The sequence below is a fragment of the Microbacterium sp. 2RAF4 genome (assembly GCF_052115285.1).
Taxonomy (GTDB): Bacteria; Actinomycetota; Actinomycetes; order Actinomycetales; family Microbacteriaceae; genus Microbacterium; species Microbacterium oxydans.
Genome location: NZ_JBFRGI010000004.1, coordinates 1 through 23130 on the forward strand (window position 1 = coordinate 1; position 23130 = coordinate 23130).

Annotated in this window: 25 protein-coding genes; 15 read left to right on the plus strand and 10 right to left on the minus strand. The window is 68.4% G+C overall.

Annotated features, from left to right (window positions below):
- Positions 1–241: 241 nt before the first annotated feature.
- The 10 genes from AB4070_RS15550 to AB4070_RS15595 all read left to right on the plus strand — a co-directional run bounded on the left by AB4070_RS15550 (position 242) and on the right by AB4070_RS15595 (position 8076).
- Entirely contained in the window at positions 242–1141 is a 900-nt protein-coding gene (locus AB4070_RS15550) for a hypothetical protein (protein WP_441980896.1), read from the plus strand.
- Positions 1142–1227: 86 nt separating this feature from the next.
- Positions 1228–1575 carry a hypothetical protein gene (locus AB4070_RS15555; protein WP_441980897.1) on the plus strand — a complete coding sequence of 116 codons (348 nt, stop codon included), beginning with the start codon at positions 1228–1230 and terminating at the stop codon, positions 1573–1575.
- A 14-nt stretch (positions 1576–1589) separates the two neighbouring features.
- Positions 1590–2891 carry a hypothetical protein gene (locus AB4070_RS15560; protein ID WP_441980898.1) on the plus strand — a complete coding sequence of 434 codons (1302 nt, stop codon included), beginning with the start codon at positions 1590–1592 and terminating at the stop codon, positions 2889–2891.
- Positions 2888–3496 (plus strand): hypothetical protein, encoded by a 609-nt coding sequence (locus AB4070_RS15565; protein ID WP_441980899.1) that lies wholly within the window; start codon positions 2888–2890, stop codon positions 3494–3496. The genes AB4070_RS15560 and AB4070_RS15565 overlap by 4 nt, the downstream gene beginning before the upstream one ends.
- Before the next feature lie 37 nt (positions 3497–3533).
- Entirely contained in the window at positions 3534–4208 is a 675-nt protein-coding gene (locus tag AB4070_RS15570) for a hypothetical protein (protein WP_441980900.1), read from the plus strand.
- A 113-nt stretch (positions 4209–4321) separates the two neighbouring features.
- Positions 4322–4609: a WXG100 family type VII secretion target gene (locus tag AB4070_RS15575; RefSeq protein ID WP_052748607.1), complete on the plus strand. Its 288-nt coding sequence runs from the start codon at positions 4322–4324 to the stop codon at positions 4607–4609.
- A 149-nt stretch (positions 4610–4758) separates the two neighbouring features.
- Positions 4759–5073, plus strand: a complete 315-nt coding sequence (locus tag AB4070_RS15580) for a hypothetical protein (RefSeq protein WP_441980901.1) — start codon at positions 4759–4761, stop codon at positions 5071–5073.
- Complete coding sequence (locus AB4070_RS15585) at positions 5054–6742, plus strand: alpha/beta hydrolase (protein WP_441980902.1); 1689 nt, start codon at positions 5054–5056, stop codon at positions 6740–6742. The genes AB4070_RS15580 and AB4070_RS15585 overlap by 20 nt, the downstream gene beginning before the upstream one ends.
- A gap of 113 nt (positions 6743–6855) precedes the next feature.
- A complete protein-coding gene (locus tag AB4070_RS15590; protein WP_441980903.1) occupies positions 6856–7416 on the plus strand; it encodes a hypothetical protein in 561 nt (186 codons plus the stop codon).
- A 99-nt stretch (positions 7417–7515) separates the two neighbouring features.
- A complete protein-coding gene (locus AB4070_RS15595; RefSeq protein ID WP_441980904.1) occupies positions 7516–8076 on the plus strand; it encodes a hypothetical protein in 561 nt (186 codons plus the stop codon).
- 13 nt (positions 8077–8089) lie between these two features.
- Here the strand turns inward: AB4070_RS15595 and AB4070_RS15600 are convergent, their stop codons facing one another.
- Positions 8090–8566: a dehydrogenase gene (locus tag AB4070_RS15600; RefSeq protein WP_441980905.1), complete on the minus strand. Its 477-nt coding sequence runs from the start codon at positions 8564–8566 to the stop codon at positions 8090–8092.
- Positions 8567–8620: 54 nt separating this feature from the next.
- Positions 8621–9610 carry a malate dehydrogenase gene (locus tag AB4070_RS15605; protein ID WP_441980906.1) on the minus strand — a complete coding sequence of 330 codons (990 nt, stop codon included), beginning with the start codon at positions 9608–9610 and terminating at the stop codon, positions 8621–8623.
- A 52-nt stretch (positions 9611–9662) separates the two neighbouring features.
- Here AB4070_RS15605 and ypfJ point away from each other — a divergent pair, with 52 nt between their 5' ends.
- Together ypfJ and pip are read left to right on the plus strand one after the other, a co-directional pair.
- On the plus strand, positions 9663–10547 hold the full coding sequence (gene ypfJ, locus AB4070_RS15610; protein ID WP_441980907.1) for a KPN_02809 family neutral zinc metallopeptidase: 885 nt from the start codon (positions 9663–9665) through the stop codon (positions 10545–10547).
- A gap of 67 nt (positions 10548–10614) precedes the next feature.
- Positions 10615–11592 carry a prolyl aminopeptidase gene (gene pip / locus AB4070_RS15615; RefSeq protein ID WP_441980908.1) on the plus strand — a complete coding sequence of 326 codons (978 nt, stop codon included), beginning with the start codon at positions 10615–10617 and terminating at the stop codon, positions 11590–11592.
- A 3-nt stretch (positions 11593–11595) separates the two neighbouring features.
- On the opposite strand, the gene AB4070_RS15620 is transcribed toward pip, so the two are convergent.
- The 6 genes from AB4070_RS15620 to AB4070_RS15645 all read right to left on the minus strand — a co-directional run bounded on the left by AB4070_RS15620 (position 11596) and on the right by AB4070_RS15645 (position 17550).
- The gene (locus AB4070_RS15620) at positions 11596–13404 is read right to left on the minus strand and encodes an aldehyde dehydrogenase family protein (RefSeq protein ID WP_441980909.1); all 1809 of its coding nucleotides are present in this window, start codon (positions 13402–13404) and stop codon (positions 11596–11598) included.
- Positions 13405–13432: 28 nt separating this feature from the next.
- Positions 13433–14827, minus strand: a complete 1395-nt coding sequence (locus AB4070_RS15625) for an MFS transporter (protein ID WP_441980910.1) — start codon at positions 14825–14827, stop codon at positions 13433–13435.
- A gap of 31 nt (positions 14828–14858) precedes the next feature.
- Positions 14859–15122 (minus strand): glutaredoxin family protein, encoded by a 264-nt coding sequence (locus AB4070_RS15630; protein ID WP_017831447.1) that lies wholly within the window; start codon positions 15120–15122, stop codon positions 14859–14861.
- 75 nt (positions 15123–15197) lie between these two features.
- Positions 15198–16079 (minus strand): alpha/beta fold hydrolase, encoded by an 882-nt coding sequence (locus tag AB4070_RS15635; RefSeq protein ID WP_441980911.1) that lies wholly within the window; start codon positions 16077–16079, stop codon positions 15198–15200.
- Positions 16076–17053, minus strand: a complete 978-nt coding sequence (locus tag AB4070_RS15640; protein ID WP_441980912.1) for a cation transporter — start codon at positions 17051–17053, stop codon at positions 16076–16078. The genes AB4070_RS15635 and AB4070_RS15640 overlap by 4 nt, the downstream gene beginning before the upstream one ends.
- Positions 17050–17550 carry a transporter substrate-binding domain-containing protein gene (locus AB4070_RS15645; RefSeq protein ID WP_441980913.1) on the minus strand — a complete coding sequence of 167 codons (501 nt, stop codon included), beginning with the start codon at positions 17548–17550 and terminating at the stop codon, positions 17050–17052. Before AB4070_RS15645 ends, AB4070_RS15640 begins: the two co-directional genes overlap by 4 nt.
- Positions 17551–17685: 135 nt before the next feature.
- Here AB4070_RS15645 and AB4070_RS15650 point away from each other — a divergent pair, with 135 nt between their 5' ends.
- Positions 17686–18075, plus strand: coding sequence for an SIP domain-containing protein (locus AB4070_RS15650; RefSeq protein ID WP_058631559.1), 390 nt, complete (start codon positions 17686–17688; stop codon positions 18073–18075).
- A 58-nt stretch (positions 18076–18133) separates the two neighbouring features.
- Here AB4070_RS15650 and AB4070_RS15655 read toward each other — a convergent pair whose 3' ends face one another.
- On the minus strand, positions 18134–18589 hold the full coding sequence (locus tag AB4070_RS15655) for an adenylyltransferase/cytidyltransferase family protein (protein WP_441980914.1): 456 nt from the start codon (positions 18587–18589) through the stop codon (positions 18134–18136).
- 120 nt (positions 18590–18709) lie between these two features.
- On the opposite strand from AB4070_RS15655, the gene AB4070_RS15660 reads away from it, so the two are divergent.
- Together AB4070_RS15660 and AB4070_RS15665 are read left to right on the plus strand one after the other, a co-directional pair.
- The gene (locus AB4070_RS15660; RefSeq protein ID WP_441980915.1) at positions 18710–19930 is read left to right on the plus strand and encodes a glycosyltransferase; all 1221 of its coding nucleotides are present in this window, start codon (positions 18710–18712) and stop codon (positions 19928–19930) included.
- 107 nt (positions 19931–20037) lie between these two features.
- Complete coding sequence (locus AB4070_RS15665; RefSeq protein WP_441980916.1) at positions 20038–21060, plus strand: glycosyltransferase family 4 protein; 1023 nt, start codon at positions 20038–20040, stop codon at positions 21058–21060.
- Positions 21061–21082: 22 nt separating this feature from the next.
- Here AB4070_RS15665 and AB4070_RS15670 read toward each other — a convergent pair whose 3' ends face one another.
- Entirely contained in the window at positions 21083–23080 is a 1998-nt protein-coding gene (locus AB4070_RS15670) for a glycosyltransferase (RefSeq protein ID WP_441980917.1), read from the minus strand.
- Positions 23081–23130 lie beyond the last annotated feature (50 nt).

Genomic DNA, 23130 nt, shown 5'->3' on the forward strand with positions numbered 1-23130 from the left:
GCGTCGGGGAAGTTCGGTGAGGGGTACACGGAGCTGACGACGGGTCTGAAGACGGCGGTCGATGGCATCAATGACATGTCGGAGTCGCTGCTCGGGATGATGCGGGCGATCCAGGATCTGGATCAGCAGCTCGCCGGCAGCTGACACACAGCGCTACCCGCTGGCACAGCGGCGTTTGACGAAGAGGGTCGACCATGACGGTCGGCCCTCTTCGTCGCATGGGGGCGTTTACTCTGGGAGCATGAGTGCGTCTGAGGCTGTCGAGGAGTTCGAACGCGGTGTGCTGGAGGCGAACCCGCCCCTGGCCGCGCTGCATGAGGCGGCGGGAGTTTCGGGTGATGCGCGGATGCGGGAACTCGCGGCCCACATCGCGTTCCCGTCCTGGCCGGGAGCGACGTCGGCGACGGCGTTGAAGCGCGCGGCTCAGGAAGCGGAGATCACCGCGGTGTTGGACGAGTATGCGACCTCCGCCCGCCCGCTGATCCGGCCGGCTGATCAGGAGCGCTGGGAGCTGCTGGTCGCCGACATGCAGCGCAGAAGCGGCGAGGGGTTCCTGGCGGATGAGCTCGGGCGCAGCGCGGTGGGAGCCTCACTCCTGCGGGCGAAGCTCGGCGGACGTCCGCATCGGGCGCAGCAGCGCGGCGGTATCGACTGCGCATGCGGCTATGCGGTCGACGGTGTCATGCCGGAGAAGCTGTGTCCGGAGTGCGGGGAGGTGCTCCTGCGGCGCTGGGTCGCCGAGGAGCGGCGACTGCTGCGGGCGATGCCCGGTTATGCGGAGGAGGTGGCGCAGGTGATCGAGGCGACTGCGCAGCAGCAGACGAAAGTCTTCCAGACCCGCGGTGAGTACCTCGTCTCGGAAGCGTTCGGCAAGCGCAAGGCAGGCGGGCGCCGTATCGGTCGGCTGACGCGTCGGCACCGCGCCGATGTGGAGAAGCTCGACCTGAGTCGATGGAAGAGCTTCGTCGATCCTCTGACGCGCGTCGCGACGACCAGCGTGCGATCCACTGCGCAGAAGGTACACAAGCGCGGTCTCGGTGCGGCGGCGCTCACTGAACTCGGATTGCGAGCAGACGCGGAGGGCATCAAGGCTTTCGTCAAGGACTCCGAGAAGCGCAAGAACAGCAGCTGGAGGGTGTGAGGCGCGGGCGGATGGGGAGTACTCCCCATCGCGTCGTGCGGAGCTTCCCAGTAACGTCGTAGCGTCCGGGAACGAAGGAGGGGGCCATGGCAGGCGAACGCATGCTCGTGCCGATCAGTGATCTGCAGACGACCAGCGAGAAGCTCACGGCGATCGTGGCCGAATTGGAGTCCGCCGCGGCCAAGCAGGATGACGTCGAGGACGCCGTCGGCAGGCCCTACGGCGATGGACGGCTGAAGGACCGCTGCCACGACTTCGAGGGCAGCTGGAACGACAGTCGCGACAAGCTGCTCACCAAGCTCAAAGAGGTCGCCGATCGCGTCAAGGGAACGGTTGACGAGGTCACCAGCCTCGACACCGAGATGGCGACGTCGATGGAGCAGTCGGGTTCGGGTAGCGCGCCGGGCGCCGGACGTCAGCCGGCAGCGGTATAGGGGGAGAGAAGCAGATGCAGACGAACAAGGGGCGTGACGTCGAGGTCGTGGCCGGGGACGCCGCGGCAATCGCCGACCGGGGAACGAAGATCGTCGAACTCGGTGACAGCATGGTCAGTGCCGCCGCGACGCTCAAGGGGATCAAAGACGGCTCCATCGACGGCGAGGGCTATGCGATGGACAAGATCAAGGACGTCGTCGACGACGTCCACAAGGATCTCGACGAGGCGGGCCGCCGCTACAAGCCCGCAGGCACGACGCTGAGCAACTATGCCACGGCGCTCGAGACCGCGCAGAGCCGCATGCGCACCATCGTGGCCGACTGCCAGACCAGCCTCACCGAGCTGCAGACCGCGCAGTCGAACGCTGCCGACGCCGCCGACGCGCTTCAGGCGCACAACACCTCGACGCGGCTGAACCCGCCGGCGGAAGAGGACGCGGCGGCGAACACGACGGCCGGCACGAATCTCGCGAACGCCGCCTCCGGTGCGGCATCGACCCTGAGCACCGCGGAGACGACGCACAACGACAACCTCGATGCGTTCGACGGCGAGTATGACACCTGGCACACCGCTTATGAGACCGCTGTCTCGGGCCTGACCGATGCCAACAAGATCGGCGAGGACTCCACGTGGGAGAACATCGCCGGTGTCCTCGCGGTCGTGGCCGAATGGGTGAGCTGGATCGGGCTCGCGATCGCTGTTCTCGGACTCATCATCGGCGGGCCCTTCTTCGCGATCGCCGCACTCGTGGTCGGCGTCATCGCACTCGCTCTGACCGTGGCGCTGATGTTCGACGGACGCAAGGGCTGGGGCGATCTCGCGATGTCGATCATCGGGGTGCTTCCGATCGGGAAGCTCGGGCAGGGCTTCGGGAAGTTCTTCAAGGCGATTCCGAAGCAGCTCACCGGACCACTCGGCCAGATCCGCAACATCCGTGGGATCGCCGCGACTCCCAAGGGCAGCTGGGGAGTGATGAGCAAGGCGAACTTCGCGAACTTCGTGCAGAACGCCTCGCGGACACGCATGACCGGCCCGTTCACGCTCGCTGGACTCGGCCAGCGTTTCCTCGGCGGAACGAACAGGTCATTCACCGTCGCTTTCCAGGACGCGGTCGCGGCGGGCACAGGTTACGGCAACCGGCTGGTGAATCAGATGCCGGAGGCTCTCTCCAGCCTCGCGACGGGCAAAGCACCCGACCTGTTCGAGCAGGCCTACAACGTGTACAAGTGGGCGGACAAGGGCGTGGCTCTCGCGGGCGGCAGTCCTTCCGGTGGCCTGTCGCCGGCCAGCATGCTCAACGGTCTCACCCGATGACGTCGGTGCCGGTCGCCGACGGCACGTCGCGATGGGACTTCGCCTACGACGCGGAGTGGTTCATCCCGCTGCCCGCGGCTGATCTGGTGCGGCGAGAGCCGGGCATCGGGGAGCACTGGGTATCGGCTGCGGTCGAGCACTACGCCGAACGGTCCCCGCTCACGGACGGGGACCGCGAGGCGCTCGCCTTCACGGCCGAGGGCATGTTGGGCCTTGCCGGCAACGCCGCCGTGCAACTGTGGTTCGTCCCCCGCGGGGTGTACAGCGACGTCCTGATCGAGGTGACGGTCTCCGCCGCAGCCGACCTGGACATCCCTGCCATCCTGACCGAGATCGCCACCCTCCCTGACTCGACGGCATCCGAACTCACGGCTCTGGAGACCGACTCCCACGGCAAGGGCTTCCTCCTGCGGCGCACGTCCGCCGTGCTCCTCGACGACGGGGAGGCGCGCCCCATCGCGAACTGGACGGTGATGCTCAGCGACGGCGAGTCTGCGATCATGATCGAGGCGATGGGGTCCACGCTCGAGCCCTTCGCCCTCATGGAGGAGCAGATCCCGAAGATCATCGCCGGCATCACCCTGCCGAGCGGAGCGCCTGCGTGACTGCCGACCTCACGATCGACACGAGGAGTGCCACCCGATGAACAAGATGAACGACCTCGGCGTGGAGTTCCGCTTCGGCATCCCGGCCTTCCGGCTCGTGCTGCCCCCGGGGTGGAAGACGCACCTCCCGACGAACGCGGGACAGCAGGAGGACGTGCGCAAGGCGAGCGCGATCTTCATGCAGGCGGGGCGCCCCGACCTGGATGCGGAGTTCCGCACGATGATGGCCCAGGCCAACCAGGGCATGCGACGCACCAAGGTGTTCGCCATCTATCGGCAGGAGGACGTGCCGATGGAGGAGCTGCTGCCGCTGTCGATCACGGCATCCGCTCTCGACGCGCCCGATGGTGAGAACCTCGACGCCTGGGTGACGGAGGCGTTCCGCGCACGCGGGGCGGTGTTCCTCGACGAGAACCTCAAGCACATCGTCCGGTGGTCGGCCGAGACGAAGCGTCCGGCCGGCGCACAGGCGATCGACGGGGTGAGCGGGCGCACCCTGACCTACATCATCCCGGTGCCGGGAACGCTGCGTCGCAAGGCGCTCGTGTTCACGTCGACCATCGTGATCCCCGACGGCGACGTGATCCCCGCAGAGGTGCTCGACGGCATCGAGCTGCTCAGCGACGCCATGATCTCGACCTTCGCCTGGGAGCAGCTGGCCGAGGAGCCCGCGGTGCCTGCGACCGCTGAGGAGCAGGCAGACCGCGGCTGATCGAGCTCGTGGATGGGGAGTTGTCCCCATCGACGGGGGCGCGGGGGGTCTCGTAGGGTGGTGTTATTCGGGCCGGAGGGGTCCGGTTCTCTCGATTTGCGGAGGTGTGGACGATGGCCGATTTCGGTGCGTCTTATGCGGAGATGGAGCAGGTGGCGGGTTCGCTGTCGCAGGCTCGTGATGACATTCAGGGTCAGCTGGACACGCTGAAGGGTCAGGTCGACACTCTTCTGGGTGATGACTTCAAGACGCAGCACGCGTCGGGGAAGTTCGGTGAGGGGTACACGGAGCTGACGACGGGTCTGAAGACGGCGGTCGATGGCATCAACGACATGTCGGAGTCGCTGCTCGGGATGATGCGGGCGATCCAGGATCTGGATCAGCAGCTCGCCGGCAGCTGACACACGCTCTCGAGAAGGGGTCGACGGTTCGCCGTCGGCCCCTTCTTCGTGCCCGTGGGCCGGAGGTCACGGGCCGATGGGCAGTTCTCCCCATCGGCGCAGGGCCAGCGTCCGGCTATGGTGGATCACGGCGGAACCGGGGGGTGGCCATGTCAGACGTCGAGATCGACAAGCGCGCACTCGAAGGCGCCGTCCTGCAGATCAGCTTCTCGATCGGCGACTACGTCATGTACGCGAACGACATCGCCGCGCGCGACACGGGTGTCGGCAACCCCGCGGGGCGCACGGGCCTGCGGGTCATGCTCGAGAACGCGCTGGGGCAGGCGATGCTCGAGGCGCGGGCGCAGCATCTCGCGGGGATCGGCATCACCGATCGGCTGACGAGCATCAACGAGTCGTTCGAAGAGCTCGACGTCTCTCTGGGCAGCGGATGGGATGCCGACTATGTCGCTGATCTCTCCTAACCGCGGGTGGACGCTCGAGGAGATCGAGTACGACAGCGGGCAGCTCGAAGGGATCCACGCCGATCTCGGAAAGCTCGCAGACGCCGGAGGGAACGCGCAGATCGTGCTGCGCAACGTCGACGGCGGCCTCGAAGGGCGCGGCCAGAGCATCACTCTGGTGCAGCGTGAATCGGGGCTGCTCGCCGAACGGATGAACCCGACCATCGCCGCACTCGGACGCATCGCCGACGTCGTGCGGGCCTACGGTGAGGCTGTCGCGACGCACGCCAGAACCGCGAACGACCTGATCGACGACATCGAGACCGCGCATGCGGCGAACGAGGCGGCGGTCGCCGATCTCGAGAGTGCACAATCCCAGCAGCAGATGTGCACCCCCGATGACGACGCGAGCACGCGCTCGACCGCGGAACAGGACGTCACCGACGCGCAGAGCTCGCTCGCCACGACCCGTAGCGCCCTCGAGGGCCTCTGGGAGAGCTGGGAAGCCGCATACGCGCTCTGGGACGAGGCATATGGTGCAGCGATCGCCGGACTCGTGCGTTCGGATGGCTCGACCCTCAGCGACTCGACCCTCTCGGCGATCGACGCGCTGGCGAACGCCGATACCCCTGCCGAGGTCACGGAGATCTGGGACGGTCTCACCGATGCACAGCGCGACGCGCTCCGTCTCACGTATCCGGGCTTCATCGGAAACCTCGAAGGCGTGCCCTACCTCGACCGCATGCTCGCCAACAGGACGGCGTATGAACGAGTGATCGACGCCGGACCCTACGGCGAGCCGTTGGACACGCAGTTCGAGAACCTCGGACTAGAGCTGACAGACGGCCAGGGCCAGTTGCTGATGTTCAACCCGTTCGAGCACCCTCAGGCGACAGCGGCGGTGATGTATGGCGTGCGCATCACCGATGAGAACGGCAACCCGGTAGACCCTCTGATGGGGATCACGAACGTGAACGTGCTCGTGGGCGGCATGTTCTCGGGCCTCGGCGATCTCGAAGCCTGGGGGCAGAGCGCGCGCGACCTCAACCTCTTCGCTAATGCCTACGGCGAAGGGACGCAGTCGGCGACGATCGCCTGGTACGGGTACGACTCCCCGAACATGCTCACCGAGCACACGATGGGCAGTGCGACGGAGGGGGCCGCGACACTCAGCTCGACGCTGCGAGGTCTCGACAACGAGGTGTCATCGCGTGTGACCACATCGGTCATCGGTCACTCCTACGGAAGCACCACGGCCTTCCTGGCTGTCGGAGGGTCGGCAAACAATCTCGGAGTGGACAACCTCATCGCCGTCGGGTCAGCCGGAGTGCCGGACGGGTACCACCAGAACTGGACCGGCGACGCGGCCATGGACTACTCCGGCACACAGGTGTACGCCTCGCGAGCGCCCGGCGACTGGATCGCCCGCTACGGCGAGCACAGCTCGTTCGGGCACGGAACGAACCCCGAAGACCTGCCGGGCGCGGTGAGCTTCGAGAGCGATGGCGGAACCGTCCCGAGCCTGAACGGCGCTACCGAGGAAGGACATGGCACTCCCGGCCATGCCTCCCACGATGGCGGCAACACTGCCTGGGGATGGTGGGAGAAGGACAACGGGTATCTCGCACGAGACTCGGAATCGTTCCGTAACATTGCCAACATCGTGGCCAACGGCGAGCCGTTGCCGTGAGCAGGACGGACACGACAGGCAGGGGCAGACGGATGACGAAGCGCTGGCGGATGACCGCAGCGATTGCGGTGCTGGCGCTTGCCCTCACCGGGTGCACGACTGAAGGAGACGGTATGGCGACCCCGACCGGCGACGAACTCGTCGCCCAGGCGAAGGACCATTACTTCGACTACCGCGGCGTGACCAACGACGTGCAGGCGCTGATCTTCGACGGGCCGTGGGCCGTCGGGGACGGCGCGTACGGTATGGAACCCGCGGGCGCGGGCTGCCCCGATGGCTCATTCAAGTTCGACCTCGCCAGGACGACCGCGGTGCCCACGGAAAAGCATGAGGCGCTGAGCGCAGTGGTACAGAAGCACCTCGAGGATGCCGGATACGACATCGACGGACAGGAACTCGGATCGGGAGAGTCGGCGTCGACTGACGTGATCGTGCGGGAGCAGGGAGACTTCTCGCTGCTGATGGTGACGTTCATCGCCAGCGGCAAGGTGCTGGTCACGGCCACCACGAAGTGCTGGCCGGGTGACCGGGCCGAACTCAGCAAGCTCATCTTCGGCGGTGTCTATCTCTCCGAGGGTTACCTGCCGCGCGAGGAGTCGCCGAGCGATCCGCTCTTCTTCGGTGTGACACCGGGCGAGCCGGCCTTCGGGCCGACCCCCACACCGACGCCGTAGCGTCGGAGGGGTGGGCGGATGGTGAAGCGCTGGCGGATCACCGCGGCAATGGCCATGCTGGTCATCGCGCTCACCGGGTGTACGAATCAACGAGACGGCATGGCGACCCCGACTGGCGACGAGCTCGTCGCCCAGGCGAAGCAGCAATACCTCGACTATCGCGAGGTCACGAACGGCGTCCAGGCGCTGATCTTCGAAGGCCCGTGGGAGGCTCCGGGGGGTTCATTCGGCATGGAGCCTTCGGGTGTGGGGTGCCCGGACGGTTCTTACAAGTTCTCTCTCGCCCGATCGACTGAGGTGGACCCTGCGCAGCATGCCGAGCGATCCGTCGCTGTGCAGAAGTACCTCACGGATGCGGGCTACGAGCTCGACGGTATGGACCTGGGGTCGGGCGAGACTCAGTCGAGTGATGTGATCGTGCGCGAGCAGGGTGACTTCTCGTTGTTGACGGTGACGTTCATCACGAACGGCAACGTGCTCGTGACGGCGACGACCAAGTGCTGGCCCGGCGACCGTTACGAGCTCGGGGACCTGCTCTTCGGTGATGCGAACCTCTCCGAGGGTTACCTGCCGCGCGAGGAGTCGCCGAGCGATCCGCTCTTCTTCGGTGTGACACCGGGGGAGCCGGCCTTCGGCCCGACGGCCAAGCCCACGCCGTAGGAATCGTCGCGCGTCAGTGGGCGGCGGCAGCGTCGGCGAGGTGCCGGGCGTCGTGGTTCAGCACCTTGACGATGATGCCGTGCTTGCGAAGTTCGGCGACGGTGCGGGCGCCCTCGTCGGCGTCGAGACCGAGCGCCTTGATGTTCGCGACCACGACGACATCGCCCGTGCGCAGCGTCGAGATGAGGCGGGCGAGGCGGTCGTTCCAGCTCTCCAGGATGTCGGGCGCCGGGTGGCGGAAGCCCTCGATCGGCACGCCGAAGCGGGTGAGGTCGTCGCGCTGCTCCACGACAGACGGCATGCCCTCTCGCGACACGACGAGGCCCACCAGGCGTGAACCGTCGGGCCGTGCCGTCCAGAAGTTGCGGTTCTGCTGCAACTCGGTGAAGCACTTCGGGCACGCTGCGGCGTCGTGCGGCAGATGCAGGGGGCTCGTGAGAGCCGCATCGACCGATGCCGTGGTCTTCGTGGGATCAATCGTCTCGCTCATCGCGCACCTCCGGCATCCATTCTGCCCTGTCGTCGTGCGTCGCGGTGACCGGGTTCACAAGAGGCCGAGCGCCTGAACGGCCTCACGCTCCTCGACCAGCTCCGCGACGGAGGCATCGATCCTGGCACGTGCCCAGTCCGTCGGTTCCAACCCTTCGACGACCTGCCACTCGCCGTCGACCGAACGCACCGGGAACGACGAGATCAGGCCTTCGGGAACCCCGTACTCACCGTGGGAGACGACGCCGGCCGAGGTCCAGTCGTCGGTGCCGCGCACCCAGTCGCGCACGTGGTCGATCGTCGCGTTCGCCGCCGACGCCACGGACGAGGACCCCCGCACCTGGATGATCTCGGCTCCGCGCTTGGCGACGCGAGGGATGAACGTCTCGTCGAGCCAGGTCGGCACGTCGCCCACGATCTGCTCGAGCGGTTCGCGCACGGGGCGCCCGCCCACCGTCGCATGCGAGATGTCGGGGAACTGCGTCGCCGAGTGGTTGCCCCAGATGGGAACCCGCCGAACCGTGTCCACCGGCACGCCGAGGGTCAGCGCGAGCTGGGCCCGCGCGCGGTTCTCGTCGAGGCGCGTCAGAGCCGTGAACCGCTCGGCGGGCACACCGTCGGCGGAGGCTGCGGCGATCAGGGCGTTGGTGTTGGCGGGGTTGCCGACCACCGTGACCCGGACACCGGAGGCCGCGTTCGCGGCGATGGCTGCACCCTGGGGGCCGAAGATGCCGCCATTGGCGGCGAGCAGATCGGCGCGCTCCATGCCGGGACCGCGCGGACGTGCGCCGACGAGCAGCGCGATGTCGGCGCCATCGAAGCCCACCGCCGCGTCATCCGTCACCTCGACGTGCTCGAGCAGCCCGAACGCACCGTCCTGCAACTCCAACGCAGCACCCTCGGCGGCACCGAGTCCCTGCGGGATCTCCAGCAGTCGCAGTCGCACCTTCTCGTCCGGCCCGAGCAGGTCTCCGGCCGCGATGCGGAAGAGGAGTGCGTAGCCGATCTGTCCGCCCGCGCCGGTGATGGTGATCGTGGTCGTCATGCCCCGAGCCTACGTCCGTTCGACATGCTTCTGCTCGGAGTAATCTCGACGCATGACCTTCAATCCCGATGCCGACATCTCGGGCAACACCACGCGCCGACGCGGACGCACGGCGGCCATCGCCGGCGGTTCCGGAGTGGGAGTGCTCGCGCTCATCGCGCTCATCGCCGGGCCTCTGCTCGGCATCGACCTCAGCGGGTTGGTCGGCGGCGGCGCTCCGAGCGGAGGCAGCGAGCCGGCCGGCGGATCGGCCATCGAGAACTGCGACACGGGGGCCGATGCCAACGCGAACGTCGACTGCCGCATGGCGGGGGCGCAGGTCGCCCTCGATGCGTTCTGGAGCGACAACGTCGAGGGCTACCGCGCGCCGGAGATGATCGTCGTCGACGGGGCGACCTCGACGCAGTGCGGCACCGCCTCCAACGCCGTCGGGCCGTTCTACTGCCCGCCGGAGGAGAAGGTGTACGTCGACCCCACGTTCTTCCAGCTCATGCAGCAGCAGTTCGGAGCTTCGGCCGGTGACCTCGCCCAGCTCTACATCGTGGGCCACGAGTGGGGGCACCACATCCAGAACATCACGGGCGACATGGACCGCTACCCGAACAACGGGACCGGTCCCGGCAGCAACGGAGTGCGCATCGAGCTGCAGGCAGACTGCTATGCCGGCGGGTGGCTGGGGCGGATGACGGAGCAGACCGACGCCGACGGCGACCCCTACCTGGAGAAGCCGACGGAGCAGCAGATCGAGGACGCGCTGAACGCGGCGGAGGCCGTGGGCGACGACCACATCCAGGAGCAGTCCGGCTTCTCGAATCCGGAGACCTGGACGCACGGCTCCAGCGATCAGAGAAAGCGCTGGTTCGCCGAGGGCTACCAGAACGGTCTGGGTGTGTGCGCGCAGGTGCTGACCCTGCCCGCCGATCAGCTGGATCCGTGATACCGGACAGGTGCGGAAACGTCCGCTACCGTTGACGATGTAGTCAGCACGACCGGCCGGGGGACCGATGATGAAGAAGACGGATGCTCTGTATCCACCGATCGAACCGTACGAGACCGGGGAGCTGCTCGTCGGCGACGGCCACCGTGTCTACTGGGAGGTCAGCGGCAACCCTGACGGCAAGCCCGTGGTCTTCCTCCACGGCGGCCCCGGCAGCGGGACATCTCCCTGGCAACGCCGGTTCTTCGACCCGAAGCGCTACCGCATCGTGCTGTTCGACCAGCGCGGCTGCGGACGCAGCACCCCGCATGCGAGCGCGCCCGACGCCGACTTCCGCTACATCACGACGGCCCATCTGATCGCCGACATCGAGCTGCTGCGCAAGAACCTCGGCATCGAGAAGTGGCAGGTGTTCGGCGGATCGTGGGGAAGCGCTCTGGCCCTCGCCTACGCGCAGGCGCACCCCGAAGCCGTGACCGAGTTGGTGCTCCGGGGCCTCTTCACGCTGCGTCGCGTCGAGCTCGAGTGGTTCTACGAGGGCGGAGCGGCGGCGCTGTTCCCCGATCTCTGGGAGCAGTTCATCGCGCCCATCCCGGTGCTGGAGCGCTCGCACATGATCGAGGCCTACCACCGCCGTCTGTTCGATCCCGACCCCGCCGTGCACGTCCCGGCGGCGATCGCCTGGTCCACCTGGGAGGCGGCGACCGTCACCCTTGTTCCGAACGAGGCGCAGATCGAGGCGATGGCCGACCCGGAGAAGGCCACGGCGTTCGCCCGCATCGAGAACCACTTCTTCATCCACCGGGGCTGGTGGGAAGAGGGCCAGCTAATCGCCGGTGTGGACGCCATCCGGCACATCCCGACCGTGATCGTGCAGGGGCGCCATGACGTCGCGACACCGATGATGACCGCGTGGGATCTGCACCGTGCCTGGCCGGAGGCGGAGTTCGTCGTGGTCGACGACGCCGGCCACGCGGCCACGGAACCCGGCACGCAGAAGGCGCTCCGGGCGGCGACGGACCGGTTCGCCCGCGCCGAGCACTGAGGGTCAGGCCCGCAGCGCCTTCGTCAGGGTCTTCACGAGTCCGCTGATGCGGCCGTCCACCCGGTAGCGGGTCAGCCCCTCGCTCACGGCCGCGCCGGTTCGCGAGGAGACGAACCACGGCGGCTTCGGCAGGATGGTGAGGCGTCCGCCTCCGTTGGCGATCGGGAGCGACCGCGGGAACGGACGGAAGGGGCCACGCAGCACGGAGCGCTCGACCCCGTCGAGCAGGAGGGCGTTGTGCACCACGCCGATGCCGCTGCCCACGTCGTCGATCGTTCCGCCGGGGAACGCGCCCCAGGTGAGGGTCGGGGTGATGAACCCGAATGCGGTCCAGCTGTTGATCGCGATGGAGCCGTAGTGGAGCGCGGCGACGGCCCGTTCGAAGCCGGTGCCGAGCGACTTCTCGGTCGCGGGATCGATCAGCAGGTTCGCGCCGAGGGTCCCCTGCAGTCTGTCGTTCGCATGGGCGACAGCGGCGTCGAGGAATGCCTGTCCTGTGCCGGGGATGCTGACGACACCCAGCACCGGTGCGAAGTACTCGGTGTTCTCCAGGGCGGTCGGGTCGTCGTCTGCATCGATCTCGACGAGCAGTCTGTCGCCGAGCACGAGGGCGTCGGGGTAGGCATCGGTCGCGAGCTCCATCCGCGACGGCGATCCCGGATACCAGATCGGGCGCTCAGGGGCGTTCGCATACGCTCGTCGCAGGGCGGCGCGGAACGCGTCGGCCTGGTCCCAGTCGGACGACATGATCACGACCTGGCCCGCGATGCAGTTGTGACCGCAGTTCTGCAGGCGCATCGTCACGATGTGCTCGGCCTGGTAGGTGAGGTCGGCGTCGGTCCACGCGCCAGGCACCACGATGATCGGCGAGACTCCGCCCAGCTCTGCCGTGATCGGCTTCTTCAGCAGCGGACGGTTCTCGCGTCGACGTCGTTTCGTCGCCGATGCGCCGTCACCCTTCGACGGGCCCCAGACGATGGTGTCGAACGTCGCCGCCGAGCCGGTGATGTGCACATGCACGAGGCCTGGATGGCCGGTGAGATAGGAGCCGGTGGCGGGCCCGCCACGGACGATGCGCAGGAAGCCGGGTTCGATGAGCGGCGCGAGCGCACGCTTGTACACGGGCACCAGCGCATCTTGCGTGGGGTTCACCTTGAGCAGCGCCGTGCGGTTGTGGGCGAGCAGTTCGTACAGCACGTCGAGCACGGGGATCGAGGTGACGTTCCCCGCGCCGAGCACGAGGCCGACGCCGCCCGACTCGGTGGGCGTGCGCTGCGCGAGACCCGCCGATGCGCGCGCGGCTCCGGGGGTGATGCCCGGTTCCAGCCAGACCTCGCCCGTGAATCCGGACAGCAGGAACCTGTCGATGCCGGTGAGGGGGAAGGCGTGCACGCGGGTGCGCCCGCCCGGCGCGCGATCGATGGAGATCCCGTCGAGGGGATTGGAGCCGTTCGCGAGACGGGACAGCGTCTCGATGTAGGCGTCGAGAGCGCCGAGCACGCTGTAGGGACCGCTCAGCCACTCCTCGCCGCGGAGGGGATGGCGCGCGTCCAGGCCCTTCGATGCCGCAGCCGTGTTCGCCCAGTCCTCCGCCGTCGAGGCCACGCTCGTCCGAACCGCCCGCAGCAGTGTCACCCGCTGGGCGACCGTGAGCGCCGACCAGGTGCGCGCTCCGACCTGGAGGGCTTCGACAGCGGTGTCGAGCCGCTCCCGTTCGCCGTCGCCCAGTCCCGGCGCTTCGTTCTTCGGCGCACTCTTCGACGTGGCAGCGGCGGCTACGGGAGAGGTGGCGGTTGTGCTCGCAGAAGTCATCGATGTCTCCTTCGGACGGGATCCCAGCTTAGGCGTCGGAGCCCTCGAGGGCATCGATGTCCGCGCGGCGCAGTCGGTAGCGGCGGAGCGTCACCAGGCTGCCGGCCATCAGCACGGCGGGCAGGATGCTGAAGCTGAGGACGATGCCCGTCACCGCGGCCGCCGGTTGCTCGACGGTGGTGCCGGCGACCGTCGAGACGTAGCCGGTCGCTGCGAGGGTCAGGGACACCGCCGTCGCGCCCAGGGCGAACCCCACCGTCTCCCCGGCGGTCCAGATACCGGTGAACGTGCCGGCCTGCCCTGCCCCGCTCGTACGCTCGTCGTGCGAGATCACATCGGGAAGCATCGCCATCGGCAGCGACTGGAGCCCCGCGTACGCGATGCCGGCCACGGCGACGGAGGCGTAGATCCAGGGGCCGGGCGACCACACTGCCACGACGAGCGATGCGGCAGCAGCCGTGAACAGCGCGCTCGCCATCGCGAAGGCCCGCTCCTTGCCCACGCGTCGGGCGATGACGGTCCACCCCGGGGTCGCGAGCAGAGCCGGACCCACGAGCGCGACGAACACGAACGTCACCGCGTCCTCCGAGCGCAGCACCCACGTGGCGACGTACTGCGCGCCGGCGAGCATCGTGCCGGTCGCGAGGGCCTGCAGGACGAAGGTGCCGAGCAGCGCGCGGAAGGGCTGGCTGCGTCCGAGTGCCCGGAAGCCCGACATGTACTGATCACGCCAGGTGGATGCGGCGATGGCCGCGCCGGGTGTGACGGCGCCGCGTTCGGCGGCGACGCCCGCGGTGCGGGAGGCGATGATCATCCCGATGCCGATCACGAGCCCGGAGGCGATGCCCATCAGGAGGTACCCCATGACGGGGTCGTCACCGGCGTTGCGCAACGCGGGGCCGCCGGCGCCGAACAGCAGGATGGCCGCCGTGAGCACGACCACGCGCCACCCGAGCAGCCGGGTGCGCTCGTCGTAGTCGCCGGTCAGTTCAGCCGGGAGGGCGACGTACGGCACCTGGAAGAGACTGAAGGCCGTCGCGGTCGCGAGGAAGGCCAGCAGCACGCTGATCGCTCCGGCGATCGGACCCCACGACGGCGGTACGGCGAACGTGAGGGCGAAGAAGAGGGGGAGTGCGAGCGCGCCGGTGACCATGAAACCGCGACGGGAGCCGGTGCGGGCGAGCTGACGATCGGATGCGGCGCCGATCAGCGGATCGATCAGCACGTCCCAGATCTTCGCGGCCGTCACGATCATCCCCGCAGCGAGCGCGGCGACGCCGAGGTTGTCCGTGAGGAAGTAGGTCAGCACCAGCCCGGGCAGCGTGGCATAGCCGCCGGTGCCGAGCGAGCCGATCGCGTACAGCACGATCGTGCGGGGAGACAGGCGGACGGATGCTCGTTCGGGCCGAGCCTCGGTGCTCATCGCGCCAGTGTAGCGGCGCGACGCGCCCGGATCAGATCAGCGAGAGTTCGCGCAGCTTCGACTCGACGTCGGCGTTCGACGGCTCCACATGGTGCGAGGCATCGGGGTACACCACGACGGGGATGTTGGTGCGGCCCGAGATCTCCTTCGCGACGTCTGCGGCCGCGGGTTCGGCGACGAGATCGACGTAGGTGTACTCCACACCGAGCGCGTCGAGCTGCTTCTTGGTGCGGATGCAGTCGCGGCACCAGTCGGCGCCGAACATCGTGATGGTGTCGGAGGCAGGAGAAGTCATGCACCCAGCCTACGGCCGCCCGGAGGGGCTGGCGCTGAGTGGCGGCTGGGCGTTCATCAGCAGTGTTCCTGCAGGTCAGGAGAAGAACCCCGCGAGGGCGTCGGCGACGTCCGGCGCGGCCTCCTCGGCCATGTGGTGACCGCTGTCGATGCCGAAACCCGTCACCTCTCTCGCCCAGCTGCGCCAGATCTCCCGCGGATCGCCGTGGAGTGCTCGCAGATCGTCGCGTTCCGACCACAACACGAGGGCAGGCGCCTCGACCCTTCGGCCGGCTGCCCGATCCGCCTCCTCGTGCTCGCGATCCACTCCCAATCCGGCACGATAGTCCTCCAACATGGCCCGCACGACGTGGGGGTTCCGCACCGCACGCTGCAGTTCGGCATGGTTGGCTGCGCCCATGGTCACCGGGTCGGCCTTCGGGGCATACCAGGCCAGCGGATCAGCGCCGATGACCCGCTCGGGTATCTCCGGCTGAGCGAAGAAGAACCAGTGCCACCAACTGGCGGCAAATCGCGCGTCGGCCCGCCGCAGGTGCTCGCTGAGCGGGATGCTGTCCATGAAGGCGACACGGTCGACGCGTTCCGGGTGATCCAACGCGAGCCGCAGGGCCACGTAGCTTCCGCGGTCATGGCCCGCGAGGTGGAACCGGCCGTGGCCGAGCTGCGTCGCGATCTCGACGATGTCCCCAGCTACCGCCCGTTTGCAATGCGCCCGGTGATCGGGCGTGGGCGCAGGTCCGCGAGAGCGCCCGTAGCCGCGAAGGTCGGGGCAGACGACCGAGAATCCACGCTCCACGAGGAGCGGCGCCACACGATGCCACGTCGCGGAGGTGCGCGGGTGGCCGTGCAGCAGGACGACCGCCGGGCCCTCGCCACCCCACCGCACGAAGATCTGTGCCTCACTCGTGGAGATCGTGCGGGTGTTGAATCCCGGGAACAGGGCATCGTCGTCGTTCATCGACCGGTGTCCGCTTCGTCGGGCAGTTTCTCCACCGGCACCACCACGACGTCCTGCATCTTCCAGTCGATGTCGGTGATCCCCTCGGCGGCCGCGGTCAGATCGTGCAGCGCGACCTTGTGCCGGTGCGGCACGACGAAGGCCTCGATGTGGAAGACCTGTCCCTGATCGCGCATGCGCACCCCTGCCTCGGCGACCCACGGGCGACCGCGCAGATACGACACGATGTCCGCGGCGAGGGGGTGCGGGTGCTTGCTGTCGTAGGTGCGTGCGCGCTGATCCATGAGATCGACCACGGCCGTCCTCGTGTTGCGGAAGCCGTCCCAGATGATTCCGAGCGAGATGAAGAGCGCCGCCACACCGTCCAGCCACCAGAGCCCGACGCCCACGCCGAGCACGCCGACGATCGATGCCACCGTCGTCTGCCAGTCGGCCTTCGCCATGTCGGCGTCGGCGAAGAGGAGTTTGTTGTGCAGCACGGGGGCGAGCTTCGACTTGGCCGGACCGTACATGAACACGGGGCCGATGATGACGACGACCATCACCGCGACCATGAGCCACCCCAGCCAGACGGTCTGCCCGAACAGCTGCACCGTGCCGATGGTCGGGTGCTCGGCGGCGATCAGCCCGGTGACGGCCTCGATGGCGAGGTTGAGCCCGACGGCCAGGAGCGCGACACCCGCGACGAGATGGCCGACGCCCATGGCGCGATGCAGGCCGTACGGGTGTTTCCTGGTCGGTCGCCGCCGCACGAGGAGCAGAGCCGTGAGGAATGCGATCTGCGGGATCAGCGACAGCATGTCCTCGATCCAGGCCGTCCGCATCGCCTGCGACTCCCCGACCACGAGAGCGATGACGGCGATGGTGATCGAGGTGTAGACGATCGTGAAGATCTCCCACTTCACGGCGCTGCGGATCGCGCGCTGCTGCTTCGGCGGCAGGGTGGTGCGCCCGAACTGTCCGGTCTCGGTCATCCGCCGACCTCCTCGTCGAGGAAGGTCTCGAGCTTCGCCAGGAACGCGTTCTCGCCGAGCGGGACGAGCATGACGATCTCGCGACCGTTCGCCCCCTGGATGTCCGTGTATCCCCGGCTCACGCCGGCCTTGTCCACCCACGGGGTGTCCGAGGTGATGCCCCCGGCGATGAGGTCGAGCTCGCCGCCCTCGAGCATCGACACCAGCGTCTCCTCCGAGGCGACCGTCCAGTCGGTCTCGGCGTCGATGCGGGAGGCGAACTCGTCCACCAGGTCGACGATGCTCCCGCTCGGCTCACCGCCGTCGACATGGACGAGGTCGCCGTCCGGTGCGGTTCCGACGCGCAGTTCGCCGCCCGACACGGTGCTCAGTGTTCCATCCGGGTCGGTGGGCACGGTGACGCCGCAGCCGCTGAGCGAGGCTGCCAGGAGCAGGGCGCCGAGGATCGAGGCCGCCCGCTGGTGGAGGCGATCGCGGCGTGACGATGGTCTGTTCACGGCAGCAGAATGCTCCCGTGGAGCGTCACGGCACAGGTGGTTGACGAGGTGAGGGAGAGCGCGCTAGCGGCGAGACGGAGCGCGACATCCGATCCATCTCTTGTAAGTAAGGGTGCCCTTACTTACACTGGGGGCATGAGCGCATGCGAGCACCTGGAAGATCCCGACTGGGACGACATCGAGGGTGCCGTGCTCATCGCCGGCGATGCGGCCGATGCAGGGTTCATCGCGAGCATCGCCGCGCGGCTGCCGTGGGACGCGCAGGGGGTCGTCATCCTCGAGGCGGCGGCGCGCATCCAGTTCCGACACATCGACGTCCCCGACGGGGTGTCGGTGCGATGGCTGGTTCGCGGAGACGGGACCAGGGCGCACACGCGAGGAGAGAGGCTCGCCAACGCCGTGCATGCCTGGTGTGTCGAGTGGGCCTGCAGCGAGCCGCCTTCGCAGTGGACGGTCTGGCTCGGGCCGCACACGCCGCCGCACGTGGCACGTATGGCGCGGAGCCTCCTCGGCGTCGCCAACTGAGCTGCGCGAGGGCCGACCAGGCTGATCGACCGCGTGACCCCGGGGACCGCTCAGGCGCTCAGCGCACCGAGGCGATGGCAGGAGCGTTCGCCCCGGCGGTGATCGCGTCGAGGGCGCGGCGCAGCGAGGAACTCGACGTGTGCGCCGTGTACGGGAAGTACACGACCTCGACCCCGACCTCGGCGAACTCGCGCTCCAAGCGCAGCCCCTTGTCGGTGCCGCGCCAGTCGTCGCCCTTGAAGAAGTGCGTGAACTGCACGTCGCGCCACGAGTCCATCTTCGACGGCGTCGTCTCGACGTACACGTCGTCGACGAACGAGATGTGCTTCACGATCTCCGCACGCTCTGCCGTCGGGATGACGGGCTCGATGCCCTTCACCTGACGCAGCATCTCGTCGCTGACGACGCCGGCGATCAGGATGTCGCAGTGCTGCTTGGCGTGACGAAGTAGATTCAGATGCCCGACGTGAAACAGGTCGAAAGCACCAACGGCATAGCCGATACGCGTCCCCATGATCTCCCCAGATCAGTAATTCCCCAGTAAGCGGATCCCCATCCGCTCCGCGACTCCCACAGCCGCGGTTCGAGAGTCTAGCAGGTTCCGGTTTCCTTCCGCATAGGAACCCATGGAACGATGGAGGCCGCACGCGATGCGCGTGAGGGACAGGGGGCGGACGTGGGGGCACGGGTCACGGTCATCGTGCCGACGTTCAACGAGCGCGACAACGTCGCCGAGCTCGTGGCGCGCACGGCCGCAGCGCTCGACGGGTGGGACGCGGAGATCCTGTTCGTCGACGACAGCACGGACGACACGGCAGCCGAGATCGCCAGGGTCGCGGCGGACGCGCCGATCCTCGTTCGCGTGCTCCACCGCTCCGAGAACACCGGAGGTCTGGGCGGCGCGGTCGTCGTCGGGCTCGGGGCTGCAGCGGCCGACGTCTGCATCGTGATGGACGGCGACCTTCAGCATCCGCCCGAGCTCCTCCCCGCGCTCCTCGCCCGGTATGCGCAGGGGGACGCCGATGTCGTGGCCGCGTCGCGCTACATCGGCGGAGGAGATACGAGCGGTCTCGGCACGGCGGTGCGCTTCGGCGTCTCCCGCGTGGCGACCTGGCTCACCAGGGCTATGTTCCCGATCCGCCTCGCCCACAGCACGGACCCGATGACCGGCTTCTTCCTCGTCGATCGCGGGCGTCTCGACCTCTCCACGCTCCAGCCTCGGGGTTTCAAGATCCTCCTGGAGATCCTGGCCCGCAACGACATGCGCATCGCCGAGGTGCCGATGGAGTTCGCCGAGCGTCGGCACGGCACCTCGAAGGCGAGCCTGCGTCAGGGCGCGATGTTCCTCGAGCACCTCGCGCGACTGCGTTTCGGCAAGATGTCGCTGTTCGCACTGATCGGCGTGATCGGAGCAGCAGCGAACCTCGGCATCATGTGGGTGCTGACGGCCGCGGGCGTGCCGTACATCTGGGCCGCGATCATCGGAGCCGAGGTCACGATCATCGGCAACTTCCTGCTCCAGGAGCGGTTCGTGTTCGCCGACATGCGCACGGATGCCCGCGGTCTCGGCATCCGCTTCGCCAGCTCCTTCGCCTTCAACAACGTCGAGGCGGCTCTGCGCATCCCGGTGATGGCGCTGATGGTCGAGTCGTGGCACATCTCGAGTGTCGTCGCGACGGGCCTCTCGCTCATCGTGGCGTTCTTCGCCCGGTTCCTGTTCCACTCGCTCGTCGTGTACGCGCCGAAGCGTCGGAGCAAGGACCATGCGGTCGGCGCCGAGCCGCCAACCGACACCGCGGCGCAGCGCGTGATCAGGGCGATCGACGTCGAGGTGATGAAGCCCGGCGAGCTCTAGCGCCGGAGCTCGACGGCGGGGCTCGAAGGTGGAGGTCGGAGCGGGAGCGAAGCGATCTCCGGAACTTCTCTCTTGTCAGGATCCGCGGCGAGGTCCATAGTTGGCTCGTGGAATCCGAGGGCGGTCCCTCCCTGACTCTCACCTGGGCGCATCGAGCCGAACAGTCGGCGCGCGCCTGGGAGCAGAGCCACGCCAGGGGAGAGGTGCCCAGTGTCTGGCCGTACGGCTTCGATGCGCTACGCGACCACGCGGTCGTCGAGGTGGTCGATCTCGCCCCGCCGAGCAGACTCGCGCGGGCTCGCTCGCGACTCTCCCTGGGGCCGCGTCCCGCCGGTGGTCTGGCGCTCACCTGGGATGAGAACACGGCCTATCGGATGCAGACCTCGCACCCGCGGGATCGCTTCGCCACCGGCGTGATCTGGCTCACCGACATGGCTGAGAGCGGCGGAGCACCGGAGCGGTTGCTGGCGATGCTGCGCAGGGCGGAGGCCGCCTGGGTGCTCAGCGAGGCGCAGGTCGAGCCGCTGCGCGCGATGCTGGGAGGAGCGGAGACGCGCGTGTTCGCGGTGCCCTTCGGTATCGACAGCTCCTTCTTCGTCGCGAGGCCCTACCCGGCGAGGCCGTGCATCGTCAGCGCAGGCAACGACAGAGACCGCGACCCGGCGACTCTCTTCGCGGCGCTCGCGCGTGTGCTCGCCATCCGTCCGGAGACGGACGTGGTCGTGCAGACCCGCTCGGACCTCGATCCGCCGGAGGGGGTGCGGGTCGTCCGCCATCTGCCGCACGCCGAGCTGCGTGACCTCTACGCGACGGCGAGCGTCGTGGTCGTTCCGACCAGGGAGAACCTCCACGCGTCCGGGATGACTGTCGCGCTCGAAGCCCTCGCGACGGCTCGTCCGGTCGTGGTCTCCGATACCGCGGGGATGCGCCAGTATGTCAGCGAGGGGCGCACGGGTCACCTCGTTCCCGTTGAGGATCCCGCCGAGCTCGCCCTCGCGCTGCTCCGTCTTCTCGATCACCCGGAGCGCGCCGCCGAGCTCGGGCGGAACGGGCGCATCGAGGTCGAGCGGCAGTTCACCACGCAGGTGATGGTCGCCGCCCTGGTGCGGGGGCTGCTGACCCCGAGGTGACCGCGTCGCCGCCCACCGTCACCTAACGCTTCGCGCCGCGTCGCTTCACTCGCACGGCCGCGCGGAACGCGTCGGCGTGGGCGCGGCCGGCATCGGCCCAGTCGCGTCGGGAGAGGTCGGGCGAGCCCGTCAGCGTGGTCGCCGCCCGCCACGCCTCCACCACGGTCGGAGCATCGAGGTCTCCGTCGTACATGAGCACCCACTCCTGACCGACTTCGCGTCCGAGAGCCTCGTTCGCCTCGTTGCGGGGCACGAGCACGGGGCGGTCCATCGACAGAGCGGCGAGCACGCTGCCCGAGTTGTGCATGAAACGGTAGGCCAGCACGATGAGGTCGGAGGACGTCGCGAGCTGCACGAGCTCGGCGTCGCTCAGGAAGTCGAGGTGCAGGCTCACTCCGGGGAGGTCTGCCGTCCGCGCACGGAGGTCGTCGCCGAGCTCGGGGGTGGACGGGCGTCCGCCGATCCGCAGGCTCAACGCCGGCTCCGCCGTGACGGCCTCCGCATAGGCGTCGATGAACCCCTCGAGCCCCTTGTAGCGGCGGATCCCGCCGAAGGAGCCGAGCTGCCCCCGCACCTTCTCCGCAGCGGGGAACTTCGCGTACCAGCCGCGGTAGTCGCCGTGCAGGATCAGGCTGTGCGGCGTGCCGGGCGCGAGCGGCGTGGTCTCGTTGATGACGATCCGGTAGTCGGTGTGGCGGTCGATGAAACGCAGGAGCCACAGGCGCGGCGCGTTGTCGTCCGGCAGCTCGATGTTGTGCACCGTGCGCACCACGGCGATCCGACGCGACAGGCGGTGACGGAAGACGAGCGCGGCGGTGAGCAGATACTTGCCCGTGGACTTCCACCAGGTGGATCCGTGCAGCTTCGCCTCCGGCCAGTGCCAGTGGAAGGCGTCGTAGCGTCCGAACAGCGCCGTGCGCCACGAGAACCGCAGACGCGTGAGACCCTCGGTCGAGCCCAGCGCTTCGTCGAGCATCTTGTTGTACGGGTTCGTCGTCGGACGGGGAGCGCCCAGCGACTGCATCACGCGGATGGTCGATCCGGGAACGGTCATGGTGGTGTCATCCTCCGATGGACGTCGGTATTCGTCGTAGCGTCGACCGAGGGCGGCGGCGATCGTGCCCCGCCCGCGGTGCATGAGTCGGGTCCCCCTGGCGTGATGGGTGATGTTCGAGGTCAGGGCGCCGAAGGCTCTCCGCAGGGCGCCGACGACGATACGGGCCACGCCGCCCACCAGAGCCCGCAGCCGCAGCACCCCGCGACGGATCTTCCCGTCGGTGAGCTGGAGCTGGATGCGGGTGCCCGCGTTCGCCGAGCTGAAGGCACGCTGTGCCGCCCAGGCCCGGCTCAGGCGCGCGGCGACGACGAGGTCTTCCGTCTCTGACTCGTTGCACCACACGATCAAGCCGCCTCGGCGGGCGAGCTGCCGGGAGAAGAGCGTGTCCTCGCCGCCGCCGAGGCCGAGCGAAGGGTCGAACCGCAGACCGAGCCGCCGGATGGAGCGGAGGTCCAGCAGCAGGTTGCCCGCCGCTGCCACCTGGAGCACGGTGCCCGTCTGCCTGGGTGGCCGTCGGAAGGTGCCGGATGCGAGGAGCCACGGGTCGACGTCTTCATCGAAGACCGAGATCACGCGCCCCATCACGGCATCGGCGCCGTGTTCGCGCCACACCTCGATGAGCGCGGAGAGCCACCGCTCTCGCGGGACCTCGTCGTCGTCGATGAAGGCCAGCAGGTCGCGGTCGGCGCACTCGTCCAGGAGGCGGTTGCGAGCGGCGACGATCCCCGGCTCGGGTTCGACGACGTAGCGGACCGGGACGCTCGCACCGGCGGCCACCTCCCTGGCGGAGCCGGCGGGGTCGTTGTCGACCACCAGCACGTCCACCGCGACCCCGAGGTCGGCGCACTCGGCGATGCGCTCGGGAAGCGTGCGCAGCAGCGCTCGGAGCAGCTCCGGCCTCCGGTACGTGGGTACGCCGATCGTCACCCTGATCATGTCGTTCGATTCCGGTCCCCTGGTCATCCGCCCCATCCCCATGGCAGTATCGCGCCTCGACTCCGACGCCGGCTCAT